Genomic DNA, 12,683 nt, shown 5'->3' with positions numbered 1-12,683 from the left:
TTCAACCCTTTGTCGCACCGGCGGTCAGGCCGGCAATGTAGTAGTCCATCAGGAAGGCGTAGATGATCAGCGGCGGCGCGGCGCCGAGCAGGGCACCGGTCATGATCTGCCCCCAGTTGAAGACGTCACCCTTGATCAGCGTGGTGATGATGCCGACCGGCAGCACCAGCTGGTCGGTCGAGGTGGTGAACACCAAGGGATAGAGAAACTGGGCCCAGGACACGGTGAAGGCGAAGATCGTCGCCGCGATCAGGCCAGGCAGCGCGACCGGGATGAAGATCCGCGTCAGCGTCTGGAACCAGCTTGCCCCGTCGATGATCGCGGCCTCGTCGAGCTCCTTCGGGATCGAGGCGAAATAGCCGATCATGATCCAGGTGCAGAACGGCACCGTCAGCGTCGGATAGATGAACAGCAGCACATACCAGCGATTGACCAGCTGGATGCCGGTCCAGTCGCCGAACACCGCGAACATCTTGAACAGCGGAATGAACAGCAGGCTGTCCGGGATCAGGTAGGTGAGGAACACCCCGGTCGCGAGCGTCGCCGAGCCCCAGAACTTCATCCGCGACAGCGCAAAGGCGGCCGGCACGCTGATCAGCATCGTGATGGTGACCACGATGATCGAGACCCAGGCCGAATTCCAGAAGAAGCGCAGGAACTGGTTCGAGGTCAGGAGCTCGACGTAATTCTCCAGCGTGGGCTGGTGCACCCACCACGGGTTGGTCGCCGCCGAAATCTCGGCGCTGCCCTTGAGCGAGGTGATCAGCATGTAGAACGGGGGCGTCAGCGAGAAGATCGCAAACAGGGTCAGGAAGAAATACGACCAGCGCAGCGCCCAGGTCCGGTCGCGGCTCATGCTGCCATACTTGACCTTGCGGGTCGGGCCGGACTTGTCGATCGTCATCGTGCTCATCAGGCTTCGTTCCCGCGTTTGGAGATGTCGCGCAGGATGAAGATCGCTGCAACCGCGAGGATCGGCACCATGAACAGCGAGACGCTGGCGCCGAGCGGAATGTCGCTGCCCTCGATGCCGACGCGGAACGCCCAGGTCGCGAAGATATGGGTGTGATCGAGCGGGCCGCCCGCGGTCAGGATGCGGACAATGTCGAAATTCGCGAAGGTCACGATCAGCGAGAACAGAGTGGTGATCGCGATGATGTTGCGCATCATCGGCAGCGTCACGTACCAGATCCGCTGCCACCAATTGGCGCCGTCGATCGCGGCTGCTTCATAGAGCTGGTCGGGTACCGATTTCAGCGCCGCCAGATACATGATCATGAAGAACGGCGCGCCGTACCAGACGTTGACCAGGATCACCGAGAAGCGCGCCCACATCGCATCTCCGGTCCACGGGATCGGCCCGATGCCGAAGAACGACAGCGTGTAGTTGAAGGCGCTGTAGGACGGATCGAACAGCCAGAGCCAGGCCAGCGTGCTCATGGCCGGCGGGATCACCCACGGCACCAGCAGCATGCCGCGCCATTTGCGCTGCTTGTTGGCGGGCACGTTGTGCACGAAATGCGCGACGATGAAACCGATCAGGGCTTTGAAGATCACCGCCGAGATCGCGAAAATGCAGGATTGCTTGACCACCAGCCAGAAGGTGTCGCGCTTGAACAGGAACTCGAAATTGCCGAAGCCGACGAACTTGGTCATCGCCTTGTTCAGCGTCGCGAGGTGCAGCGAAAAGAAGGCAGGGTAGAGCACCAGAACAGCGATCAGGACGATCAGCGGCAACGTCATCAGGAACGCGGCCATCGACTTGCGCCGCAGCGCGTTGCGCAAGCCGACGCGGCGCCGACCCGACTGGGCTGCGGCCGCGCGGTTGGGGTGGAATGCGACATCAACCATAACGCAGGTCCCTCGCGCGGGTTGGTTGCAGACTCGCCGGCTCGGCGGCTGGGATGTAGCGGCGAGAGCTCGCGCGGCCGGCACGATCGGCCGGCCGTGCGGGGCTCGCTTGTCGTCAGCTTCGCATAAAGCCTTCACACTCGCCCTCGGCCCAGGCGAGGGTCTTTTCCATGCTTTCACCCTGGTAGTATCGCAGGCACATCTTGGTCAGGGTGGCCTGGAAGTAAATCTGCTGGGCAACCTTCGGCGGCGCCGGCGACGCGGCGATCGACAGGGTCTGATGGTTGTACGGGTTGGGATAGTGGTACAGCGTGCCCTTCGGCGGGGCCTGCTCCTGCCAGATCTTCAACGTGGTCAGGTTGGCAAAGGCCGGAAGATCGTAGCCGCCGCTGGCGTTGACCAGCCGCTCGATCGAAGCCGGCTGCGACAAATGGGTCAGCAGACTCTTGGCCGTTTCCTTGTTCTTGGAGAAATTCCAGAGGGACAGGAAGTAGGGCAGGAACGGCGCGAAGCGGCCCTTGGGACCGGCCGGGAAGCCGTGGGTCCAGCATTGCTCGGCGATCTGCGGTGCGTCGCGCTTGGCCACCGCCCATGCGCTTGGCGGATTCATGATCATCGCGCCCTTGCCGGCCACCAGCCATTTGTTATTGGAGGCATCGTCCCATGCCGAGACGTCGGGCGGCAGGAAGGCGATCAGCTTCTTGTAGTAGTCGAGCGCCTGGCGCACCGCGTCGGTTTTCACGGTCAGGTTGCCCTTGGCGTCGACCAGTTCGGCGCCGAACGACTGGAAGATCGCGCCGGCGGTGTCGACATTGTCGCTGGTTTCGCCAAGCCCGATCCCGAACGGGAAGCCGGCCTTGTGGCAGGCTTCGGCCGCCTTGAGGAAGGTATCGAGGGTCCAGTTGTCCGCCTTCGGCGGGCTGCCTGCCGGATACATTTCCTGCACGTCGATGCCGGCATATTTCTTCATCAGGTCGATGCGCGAGCAGGGGCCCTTGATCTGGCTGCCGAGGCAGGTGGGGACACCGAGCCATTTGCCGTCGAGCTGGCCGAGATATTTGACGGTGCCGTTGACCTCGCCATTCTGCTTGATCAGCGGCTCCATGACGTCGTTGACCGGCTCGAGTTGCTCGGCGTTGGAGTGCACCCACCACGTGGGCATGGCGAAGATGTCATGACCGGTTTTCGCCTGCGCTTCGGCGGCAATGGTGACGAGGTTCTTGTTGCCGACGCTGGTGATGTAATCGATCTGGACCTCGACCTTCTCCTTCTCAGCCCATTCCTTGACCAGAGCGGTCGACTCGCCGTTCGCGCCGGGCACCCAGTGATCCCAGAAACCGATCGAGAGCTTTCCGGCTGCGTAGGCGCCGCGCACGTAAGGGGCTGTAACGAGCGCCGCCGATGACAGCGCTGTCGCTGCAACGAATTCTCGGCGCGAAAGCTTCTTCCGTGACATGGCATTCCCTCCCTGGTCGCCGACGGACAAAAGACTTTTTCGAATCCCGTCGTTGTTTTTGTGCGTCGCGTTGGCGCGACGTCGCGGGATTTCGTTCACACTGATCAGAACAGAATTGCTTGCGGCTGTCGAGAAACGAGATGCCGGTCCCGCGTAGTACTAACGTTGTGGTCAAATTGCAGGCAGGGTCAGCGGCGGCGTCGCAATTGCAGGTGGATTTCAGCGCTTCGTGTAATCATGTTGCGATGCACGCGATGCGCGACGCAGAGACGCGCGAGACGGTGCGCGGTTGAGCCGCAGGTTTCCGGCTGGGCCGGATCAACCGTGTTCCCGTCATGTTGATGCCCGCCGTGACCGATAGACTCGCTGAAGCTGGAAACGATAAAGTCCGGATTCGTCGAACCGACCCCCGCATCAAAGGTGCAATCCACCATCGATCACGGAGATCCGATCATGCTCATCCCGGTAGCGAAGCTGCGAGCACAATGGAGGTTGTGCGCCGCGGTTGGGGCCGCCACCGTCACGCTGCTTGCAGTGCCTCACATGGTCGATGCGCAGATCGTGCAGGGCGTCGAGAAAGGCGCGCGCGAGGGCAACAAGGCCGCCGGACCGGTCGGTGGCGTCCTGGGCGGCGCGATCGGGGGCGTGGTCGGCGTGGTCACCGGCGTGACCGGGGTGTTCACCGGCAACAACGCCAACAACGCCAATCCCAGTGCCGGCAACGGCAAGAACGCGCAGGCGCCGGCGTCAGGCGACAAGCAGGGCGCCAAGGCCGGCAAATCGGCCAAGGCCGCGACCAAGGACAAGGGTGCCAAGCAGCCGCCGACGATGCTGACCCAGGCGGGCGCGCCGCAACTCACGGCCGAACAGATCGTCGCCAACAGCGACGCCAACATCGAGCGGATCAAGAAGGAACTCAATCTCACGCCGGAGCAGGAAAAGAACTGGGCCGGCTTCAACAGTGCGATGCACTATCTCGGCCATAACGGCGCCGACCGGCTCAACCTGCGCATCGCGCGGGCTCAACGCGATCCACCCGATGACATCATCGAGCAGATGCGCAACGAGGCCCAGTTCCTCAATGACCGCGCGGGCGATCAGCGTAACGTTGCCGACGCCGCCGAGCCGCTCTATGCGAGCCTCGACGACAAGCAGAAACAAATCTTCATCAACGAAATGGTCCGCCTCAGCCACGAACGCGGGCTCGACTAGAGCCGTCCATGGAATCCGAATGACGGCTCCGGACTCCTGTTCCGAAGCGTTCTCGTTACGCGAATGGATATCCACTTCGCTCGAAGAGCTTCACGGAGCTGTCGCCGGCGATGTGGGGACGAATAGCCGGGCCACCATGCCCTGGGGTAGGTTAAAGGCGCAGCACCCGGCTATTCTGCCGCAGCGGCGCGGCCCGGTTAATTCGTCATTCAATATTGAAGAAAAACGGACCGGATCACGCCCGAGTGATGGCCGAGTCGGGGCCTTGTCGGGAACCGATTGCGCGACATGAAAACTGGCCGGCAGATACGCCGACCAATTGTTGAGCAGATCAGTTCAGCGTAAGCCGGTTCAGCTCTTGGGAAAGTTCAGCTCAACGCCGACGCCGTCGGGATCGTAGAGGAAGATCTGGGTGTCGCCGGTACGCGGCACGATCTGCTTGCGGAAGCTGACGTTGTTCGCCTGGAGGCGCTTGCGCACGCCGTCGACGTCGGTGGCGGCAAAGGCGATGTGGTCGAGGCGACCGGTGTCCTCATATTTCTTCTCGGTGCCGCGCACTACGATGCCGTCGCGCGGCTTGCGGGTGCCCATCAAATGGACCGTGGCCTGGCCGCCGGAATAGAGCCAGTAGCCGGGGAAATCGAGCGGCGGGCGATCGCCGTTCTCGAGCCCGAGCACCTCGCAATAGAACGTCTTGGTCTTCTCCAGATCCTGCGGTTCGATGGTGAAATGCTGTAGTCCGCCCAGTGGCATGGTTCGTCTCCTTGAGAATTGAGATTAGACAAAGCTGAGGTCGGCATCGACGCCGAGCATCCAGGCGCCGACGGTCTCGAAATGGCTGAAGCGGCCCTGCAATTGCTGGGTCACGGTGTGGATGTCGCGGAAGCGGCGCTCCAAAGGATGGCCGTCGAAGATCGCGGTGGCGCCGGCGGTGTTGTAGGCGAAGTCGACGGCTTCCTTGGCCTTGTGGATGGCGTGCGTCGCGGCCATCCGGATCGTCATGCGCTGCGCGACCGTGATGCTGTTGCCGGCGACCAGATCCTGCCAGATGTCGGCCATCGACTGCAGCAGGAAGGCGCGGGCGGCGCGCAGATTGACCTCGGACTGGGCAAGGCCTGACTGCACCACGGCATTGTCGCGCAGCGTCTTCGTCATGCCGCGCGGCACCTTGTTGCGGGCGACGTCGAGGAAATTGTCGAGCGCGCTGCGGGCAATGCCACAGGCGACCCCGGCAAAGCCGATCTGATAGCAGGTGTGGTTGCTCATCCGGTACAGCGGACCGTTCTCGCGGCACTCGCGGTCGAACTCGCGGGTGATCGAATGATCCGCGCGGACGAAGAAATCATCCAGCGCGAACTGGTCGCTGGCGGTGCCGCGCAGCCCGACCGTGTTCCAGATGTCGGTCCAAGCGACGTCTTCGGTCCGCACCAGCATGGTGCGCTCGATTTGCTCGCCATTGGCGTCGCGGCGCGGCGAACCGTCCGCGGCATAGATCGGGCAGTGGGCGCCGAGCCACGTGGCGTGCCGCCCGCCGGAGGCGAACGACCAGACCCCGGTGACGCGATAGCCGCCCTCGCACTCGATCGCCTTGACCTTCGGGCCGGGACCCCAGGCCAGCACGGCGCGCGGGTCGGCAAACACCTCCTGCGCGACCGGCAGATCGAGATAGGCCGCCGACATCGCACAGCCGCCGGCCTGGCTCAGGCACCACGCCGTCGAAGCGTCGGCCTTGGCGATGGCTTCGATGACATGGAAGAAGGTGACGGGATCGGTCTCGATCCCGTCGGTCGAACGCGGCAACAGCAACCGGAACAGCCGCGCCTCATGCAGCCGGTCGAGCAGGTCGGGCGGCAGGCGGCGCGCCGTTTCGATCTCGTTGGACGCCGCTGCAACCGCGTCCCTGATCGCCTCGGCGCGGGCGATCACGTCGCGATCGCCCGCAAGATCGGCTGAAGTCACGCTCATGTCCGCCTCCCTCAGGCGCGCCGGATGGTGGCGGAGGCCGCGACGTCGGCCGTCGCATTGAGCTCCTTGTCGATCTGCTCGATCGACTTGCCCCGGGTCTCAAGCCCGAAGAACAGATAGACGGCGCCCGCCATCAGGAACCAGCAGCCGAGATAGACGAAGGCAGTCGGGATCTGGGTCAACGGCACGTCCGGCTTGAGGTAATTGTTCGAGCCAACGATCAGGGCAAGCCCGACCGGCCCGATGATCTTGCCGATGCCGCCGAAGCCATAGGCCGAGCCCATGCCGGTGGTGCGCAGATGCGACGGCCAGACCTCCGCCGCATAGGGACCGACGATCGCAAAGCCGCCGTCGGCGAAGAAGAAGGCGGCACCCAGCAGCAGCCAGAACGCCGACATGCCGAACAGCGTCGCGTCGTAGTGATAGCCCGCGATGATCGTGAGCGCACCGGCGCCGAAGCCGAGCAGGCCGCCGGCGACGCGCCGTCCCAGCAGTTCCGAGAAATAGGAGAACGAGATGCGGCCGAGGAAGCCGGTGACGCTGAGCAGGATCATCATCTTGGCGGCCTCCTGTGGCGTCACCTTCAGCAGCAGGACGAACAGCGAGGGCGCCCACAGTGTGATGCCGTAGACGCCGGTCTGCGCGCCGGCATTGCCGAGCCAGGAGACGATCAGGCTGCGCGGATATTTGAACAGGTCGAACCAGCTGGTCTTAACGATCGGGCCGGCGTCGGCCGCGCTCGGCAAGGGCAGTTCGGAGGGCTGGAGCTGGAGCGCCCAGGCGAGCGACTTGCGGGCTTCGTCATAGCGTCCTTGCCGGCACAGCCAGCGCGGCGATTCCGGAACCCAGAGCCGGACCAGCAGCACCAGAACCGCCGGCAGCACGCCGATCGCAAACAGCAGCCGCCATTGATCGGTGCCCATGATCGCACCCAGCACCGCGCCGAGGCCGACGCCGAGCGGGATCACGCAGGTGACGAGCCCGCCGACCCAGCCGCGCTTGTGCGAGGGCATGAACTCCTGCACCAGCGGCAGGTCGACGCAATACAGGCCGCCGACGCCGGTGCCGACGAAGAAGCGCAGGATCGCCAGATAAACCCAGCCATTGTCGGGGGTGAAATAGAGCAGGCCGGTCGCGATCGAGAAGTTGAGCACCGTGCCGATGAAGACGATGCGGCGCCCGACCCGGTCGGCGAGCCAACCCCAGAGATAGGCGCCGATGATGGCGCCGATGCCCGAGCTCATGAGCACGGTCGCCGACTGGCCGAAGGTGAGTTTCCAGGGCCCGATCAGGAAGGCGAGCACGAAGCCGATCAGGAAATAGTCGAAGAATTCCAGCGCATCGCCGATGATGGCGGCCGCAAGAATCTTGATCTGGTTGCCGGTCAGAGTCGTCCGGCGATCGAGAATCTCGAACATGGCGCGTCTCCCCATGGCGCCTGTTCATTATTGTTCGGAGCGTGCGTCGCGCCAGCGCATCGCCCATCGGATGAGGCTATCCTCGCGCCGCCGCGAACGGCAAGCCCGCGCCGACGCGGAGCTCATCTGCACGGACACGATAGGCAATTCGGCTTACTGCTGCGCACAAATCATGGTGCGAAAGCCCGACGTGAGCCGCGCCAGCCGTTGACTCCGGTAATGCCGATCGCCCACCTTTGCGCGAACAGAGCGTGGGGGCAGGCCGGGTGGACGAAAAGCGCAGGCATCCGCGAACCGAGGTCAATGAACCCGGCTATGTCTCGTCGGGCGGTTCGGTCATGCACTGCACGATCGTCAACGTATCCCCGGACGGGGCGGCGATCGAAGTCGAGAACCCGGCCTTCGTCCCGCACAGATTCCGCCTGGTGATGGCCGGCGATGCCTCCGTCGTCTACGAGTGCCAGGTGATCTGGAGCAAGAAGACGCGGATTGGACTGAGTTTCGTGAAGGCAGGTTAGCGCTGCGCGGCGCAAAAAAGACGGCTCCCGCGCGGAACACCGCGCCGAAGCCGTCTGGGATGGTCGTTTGCCGATTACGAACGGCGCGTCAACGCGAGGCCGGCAACTTCGTTCCGCGTCGCCCTGAAATAAACGCTCTGGCGGGCGTCAGCGCCACATGCCGCGCATCCGGGCGCCGATGTCGATCGGCGGCGTTCGGTTCGCGGTCGAGGCTTGTGCAGGCGCGGCGCGCGGCCAGCTGGTCCGCTCGAACATCGGCAGCAGCCGTTCCGGGATGAAGCGGGTGCGCGAGGCGTACATGTGGCGATCGCCCTTGGCGGCCTGGCCATGGACGAAGAAGCGCTGCGGCACCATCAGGTGCAGATCGTCCTTGGCGCGGGTTATCGCGACATAGAGCAGGCGGCGCTCCTCCTCGAGCTCCGCCGAGGTGCCGGCGCCGAGGTCGGATGGCATGCAGCCGTCGACGACGTTGAGGACATAGACCGACTTCCATTCCTGCCCCTTGGCGGAGTGGATGGTCGACAGGATCAGGTAGTCCTCGTCGAGCAGCGGCAGGCCGGCCTGGTCGCTGGTGGCGTCGGGCGGATCGAGCGTGAGCTCGGTCAGGAAGCGCTCGCGTGACGGATAGCCGGCGGCGATCTGCTCGAGCTGAATGAGATCGGCGCGGCGCACCTCGCTGTCCTCATGGATGCGGTCGAGATGCGGCTCGTACCAGAGCCGCGCCCGCTCGATGTCGACCGGCCATTCCGAGTAGCGCAGGTTCCCGATCGCCTCGACGAACAGCCGCCAGTCGGCGCCGGCGCGCGGCGGGGCGGGCAGCGCCACGAGGGCTGCAATCGGATCGGCGGCTTCGGCCATGTGGTCGAGCACTCGCTGCGCCGAGGCCGGCCCGACGCCGGGCAACAGATGCAGGATGCGAAAGCCGGCGACCCGGTCGCGCGGATTGGCGGTGAAGCGCAATAGCGCCAGCATGTCCTTGACGTGCGCAGCGTCGAGGAATTTGAGGCCGCCGAACTTCACGAACGGGATGTTGCGGCGGGTCAGCTCGACCTCCAACGGTCCGCTGTGCGACGAGGTGCGGAACAGCACCGCCTGTTGCTTCAGCAGCGCGCCTTCCTCGCGGTTGGCCAGCACCTGCTCGACGATGTACCGCGCCTGATCGGCCTCGTCGCGGATCGTGACCAGCAGCGGCGTGCGGGTCGAGGTCCGGTCGGTCCACAGGTTCTTGGTGAAGCGCTCCTTGGCGAGCGAGATCACGCCGTTGGCGGCGGAGAGGATCGGCTGCGTCGAGCGATAGTTGCGGTCGAGCGTGATGATCTCGGCGGCCGGGCTGAATTGGCCCGGGAAGTCGAGGATGTTGCGCACGGTGGCGGCGCGGAACGAATAGATCGACTGCGCGTCGTCGCCGACCACGGTGAGCCCGCGTCCCGCCGGCTTGAGCGCGAGCAGGATCGAGGATTGCAGGCGGTTGGTGTCCTGATATTCGTCGACCATCACATGATCGAAGCGGCCGCCGATCTCCTCGGCCAGCGCAGTGTCCGTCATCATTTGCGCCCAGTAGAGCAGCAGGTCGTCGTAATCGAGCACGTTCTGCCGTTGCTTGGCTTCGACATAGGCCGCGAACAACTGCTTCAACTCGCTGGCCCAGCCGGAGCACCACGGGAAGAACTGGCCGAGCACGGCTTCGATCGGCATCTCCGCGTTCACGCAGCGCGAATAGATCGCAAGGCAGGTGACCTTGGTCGGGAACCGGCTTTCGGTGCGCGAGAAGCCGAGATCGTGACGGACAAGGTTGATCAGGTCGGCGGAGTCCTCGCGATCATGGATCGTGAAGGCCGGGTCGAGCGCGATGCGCTCGGCGAATTCGCGCAGCAGCCGAGCGCCGATGCCGTGGAACGTGCCGGCCCAATTCAATGCGTCGGTCATGACCGAGGCGCGATCGCCGAGCACGCGCCGCGCGATCCGCTCGACGCGGCCGGCCATCTCGGCGGCGGCGCGCCGCGAAAAGGTCATTAGCAGGATACGGCGCGGATCGGCGCCGGCTAAGATCAGATGCGCGACGCGATGGGCAAGCGTGTTGGTCTTGCCGGAGCCGGCGCCCGCGATCACCAGCAGCGGCGCGCCCACGATGCAATCCTTGCCGACGCCGTGCTCGACGGCGCGGCGCTGCTCGGAATTGAGCGCATCGAGATAGGCTGTGTTGGCAAGATCAGGCACGAATCACCCCCACGAAACGCTAACAGACATTGCGATTCCGTGGGGCCGGCGCAGCAGCGCCGGAGCAGAGAAATTAGATTGACATTAGCGCCGCGCGGCGCACAACCGCGCCATGGCTGACGTTTCCAAATCCGACACGCCGCTGAAGGCGACATTCAAGGTGCGGCTCAACGGCGAGACGGTGACGCTTGCGACCGTCGGCCAGGCCTACCGCTTCATCAGCAATCTCAGCGCCGTCGAATGGATGGAGTTCCGCTCACTGCATGACGACGCGTTGGCTGCGCTGGAGCGAGCGGCCGGGAACGCAATGCTGACGGTGCAGGCGACCAACGCGCTGCGGACGTTGTTCGTTCGCGCAAAATTGCTCTGAAAAGACAAAACTTCCTTGAAAAGAAATGGGCCGCCTTGGCCCTCCGAGGCGGCCCGAGAGTGCGGCCGATGCGCAATTGCGCGTCCTGCCGTCGCGTGTACCGCCGTTACCTTGTTTGCGGCCATAACGGACAGGGCCTTACGCAGCCGCTGTCGATTCGGCTGTAGCTGCCGCACCACAATCAGGGGCCAACGTCGTCGACGAGCCGGTCATACACAAGGGCGGAGCGCATGTTCATCGTTGCGATCTTTAGATAGCTCGGTTCGCGCATGGCGTTGTTCAACATCATGATCGCGGCCTTCCAGTAGCCGCGCTCCCGCTGATCGAGGCTCAGCGCAGATAGATAGTCCGCCGCATCGCCGACGGTTGCGAGCGTGCGGCCGTCCTTCAGCACGATCGGGAACGCCAGCGGCGACCGCTTCTCCAGCTCAAGCACGTGACGCTCCCCCCAAGACGAAGCAGCAATAGCAGAACTGGCTGCGCCGCCATATCGAAGCCTTGCGGGAGGTGGGGCGGCTCAGAAAGAATCCGCCAGCGCGATCTCGGCCTTCAACGCGTCGATGCGCCGTTCGGCTTCCTCGGACGTCAGGTCACCCGCGTACTGGTTGGGCTGATAGGCCTCTTCGGCGAGGCTCCTCAACCGCAGCCCCTGGGCACGGGTCATCAGTCCGCCAAGGCGCTCCGCGACCCCGCCATATCTCACTGCTGCTATGCTCATCGCTGACCTCGCTTGCTGGATCGTGACTTGACATTATGTTCTATTTTTGTTCTAACAAGCCATGGATAACAAAATCAATGAAATTCGCCGGAAGATCAGCACTTTGCGGGCTGAGATGACCCTGATCGAGGCGTCGATCCGGGATCAGGTCAATCGCGACCTTGATTGCAGCGAAGCGTCATACCGGCTGATGGCGATGCGCGCCGAGGTGGCTGAGCTCATTGGTCGGTGGAAGGCCGCCGGGGGCGGCGATCGACTGCCGACGGTCAGGGAGCGGCTGAGCCGGAGCTACGCGGATCGGCCGGCAGCGACGGTCAAGCCGGACCGGAGCAAACCCGGCAAGGGGAAGACCGCGGCAGGCCAGAGCGTCGCGCGAACCTGATCCGGACCAGGTGCAGCCAGGTGCTTGGCGCGGTCTCGCGCCTGAACAGGTTTCCGGGCTGGAACCCGGAGCGCGGGATTGCATTTTCCTGTGGTGAGAGCCAACGCCATAGCATCGCCCAGCGCCATGATCGCCGATCCGACCGCGCCACCGCGGGCATCGATGAATGACGATCGCAGCCCGCTGCTGACGCTGATCTCCTGCATCAGCTGCGTCAGGACGATGCGGCTCGAGAGCAGCTCTCCGGGCAATGACGGCAGGGATATTCTCCAATACCGCTGCGAACACTGCAGCCGCATCGAGCGGGTGCAATTGGTGCGGCGAAGCTGGCCGGCAGACCGCTAGCCGTCGCTTTGCACCACGACCGGAATTTCGACGCCGGTCGGCGCACGACGCGCGCGCTTCAACCCCGGTCGTCCTTTTCCGGTTGCACGATCACGCTGCGCCAAAAGTTCCAATTGCGGATTGGAACTTTTGGTTCCATTCACGATTAAGGTACTCGATTTGTGTCACAAATTGCGGTCCTGGCGTTTTCCCGCTTGAATCAATCAAGGGCAGTCATTCTTATGGTCACAC

General features: G+C 64.0%; 15 protein-coding genes. 5 read left to right on the top strand and 10 right to left on the bottom strand.

The annotated features are described in order from the left end of the window. Window position 1 precedes the first annotated feature (1 nt). From ACVINW_RS31070 to ACVINW_RS31055, 4 genes are all read right to left on the bottom strand, one after another. Window positions 2–913, bottom strand: a complete 912-nt coding sequence (locus ACVINW_RS31070) for a carbohydrate ABC transporter permease (protein WP_456754788.1) — start codon at window positions 911–913, stop codon at window positions 2–4. Next, complete coding sequence (locus ACVINW_RS31065; RefSeq protein ID WP_456754787.1) at window positions 913–1,851, bottom strand: carbohydrate ABC transporter permease; 939 nt, start codon at window positions 1,849–1,851, stop codon at window positions 913–915. The genes ACVINW_RS31070 and ACVINW_RS31065 overlap by 1 nt, the downstream gene beginning before the upstream one ends. A gap of 115 nt (window positions 1,852–1,966) precedes the next feature. Beyond that, on the bottom strand, window positions 1,967–3,307 hold the full coding sequence (locus ACVINW_RS31060) for an ABC transporter substrate-binding protein (RefSeq protein ID WP_456754786.1): 1,341 nt from the start codon (window positions 3,305–3,307) through the stop codon (window positions 1,967–1,969). A gap of 188 nt (window positions 3,308–3,495) precedes the next feature. Continuing rightward, window positions 3,496–3,741, bottom strand: a complete 246-nt coding sequence (locus ACVINW_RS31055) for a hypothetical protein (RefSeq protein ID WP_456754785.1) — start codon at window positions 3,739–3,741, stop codon at window positions 3,496–3,498. Window positions 3,742–3,760: 19 nt separating this feature from the next. On the opposite strand from ACVINW_RS31055, the gene ACVINW_RS31050 reads away from it, so the two are divergent. Beyond that, the gene (locus ACVINW_RS31050; RefSeq protein WP_456754784.1) at window positions 3,761–4,519 is read left to right on the top strand and encodes a Spy/CpxP family protein refolding chaperone; all 759 of its coding nucleotides are present in this window, start codon (window positions 3,761–3,763) and stop codon (window positions 4,517–4,519) included. Between the two features lie 351 nt (window positions 4,520–4,870). On the opposite strand, the gene ACVINW_RS31045 is transcribed toward ACVINW_RS31050, so the two are convergent. The 3 genes from ACVINW_RS31045 to ACVINW_RS31035 are packed head-to-tail and all read right to left on the bottom strand — an operon-like array spanning window position 4,871 to window position 7,902. Continuing rightward, a complete protein-coding gene (locus tag ACVINW_RS31045; protein ID WP_456754783.1) occupies window positions 4,871–5,272 on the bottom strand; it encodes a VOC family protein in 402 nt (133 codons plus the stop codon). Window positions 5,273–5,296: 24 nt separating this feature from the next. Further along, window positions 5,297–6,484: an acyl-CoA dehydrogenase family protein gene (locus tag ACVINW_RS31040; RefSeq protein ID WP_456754782.1), complete on the bottom strand. Its 1,188-nt coding sequence runs from the start codon at window positions 6,482–6,484 to the stop codon at window positions 5,297–5,299. Between the two features lie 11 nt (window positions 6,485–6,495). Then, window positions 6,496–7,902 (bottom strand): MFS transporter, encoded by a 1,407-nt coding sequence (locus tag ACVINW_RS31035; protein WP_456754781.1) that lies wholly within the window; start codon window positions 7,900–7,902, stop codon window positions 6,496–6,498. A 266-nt stretch (window positions 7,903–8,168) separates the two neighbouring features. On the opposite strand from ACVINW_RS31035, the gene ACVINW_RS31030 reads away from it, so the two are divergent. Continuing rightward, entirely contained in the window at window positions 8,169–8,420 is a 252-nt protein-coding gene (locus tag ACVINW_RS31030) for a PilZ domain-containing protein (RefSeq protein WP_456754780.1), read from the top strand. 147 nt (window positions 8,421–8,567) lie between these two features. On the opposite strand, the gene ACVINW_RS31025 is transcribed toward ACVINW_RS31030, so the two are convergent. After that, the gene (locus ACVINW_RS31025; protein WP_456754779.1) at window positions 8,568–10,637 is read right to left on the bottom strand and encodes an ATP-dependent helicase; all 2,070 of its coding nucleotides are present in this window, start codon (window positions 10,635–10,637) and stop codon (window positions 8,568–8,570) included. 112 nt (window positions 10,638–10,749) lie between these two features. Here ACVINW_RS31025 and ACVINW_RS31020 point away from each other — a divergent pair, with 112 nt between their 5' ends. Next, entirely contained in the window at window positions 10,750–11,007 is a 258-nt protein-coding gene (locus tag ACVINW_RS31020; RefSeq protein WP_456754778.1) for a hypothetical protein, read from the top strand. A 181-nt stretch (window positions 11,008–11,188) separates the two neighbouring features. Here the strand turns inward: ACVINW_RS31020 and ACVINW_RS31015 are convergent, their stop codons facing one another. After that, window positions 11,189–11,443 carry a hypothetical protein gene (locus ACVINW_RS31015; protein WP_456754777.1) on the bottom strand — a complete coding sequence of 85 codons (255 nt, stop codon included), beginning with the start codon at window positions 11,441–11,443 and terminating at the stop codon, window positions 11,189–11,191. 81 nt (window positions 11,444–11,524) lie between these two features. Continuing rightward, on the bottom strand, window positions 11,525–11,725 hold the full coding sequence (locus tag ACVINW_RS31010; protein ID WP_456754776.1) for a DUF3072 domain-containing protein: 201 nt from the start codon (window positions 11,723–11,725) through the stop codon (window positions 11,525–11,527). A 61-nt stretch (window positions 11,726–11,786) separates the two neighbouring features. Between ACVINW_RS31010 and ACVINW_RS31005 the strand changes: the two genes are divergently transcribed. Together ACVINW_RS31005 and ACVINW_RS31000 are read left to right on the top strand one after the other, a co-directional pair. Then, window positions 11,787–12,107, top strand: a complete 321-nt coding sequence (locus ACVINW_RS31005; protein ID WP_456754775.1) for a hypothetical protein — start codon at window positions 11,787–11,789, stop codon at window positions 12,105–12,107. 126 nt (window positions 12,108–12,233) lie between these two features. Next, the gene (locus ACVINW_RS31000) at window positions 12,234–12,452 is read left to right on the top strand and encodes a hypothetical protein (protein WP_456754774.1); all 219 of its coding nucleotides are present in this window, start codon (window positions 12,234–12,236) and stop codon (window positions 12,450–12,452) included. Window positions 12,453–12,683: the final 231 nt, after the last annotated feature.

The sequence above is a fragment of the Bradyrhizobium sp. USDA 4461 genome, assembly GCF_054055655.1.
This window is presented reverse-complemented; position numbering and strand designations above follow the sequence as displayed.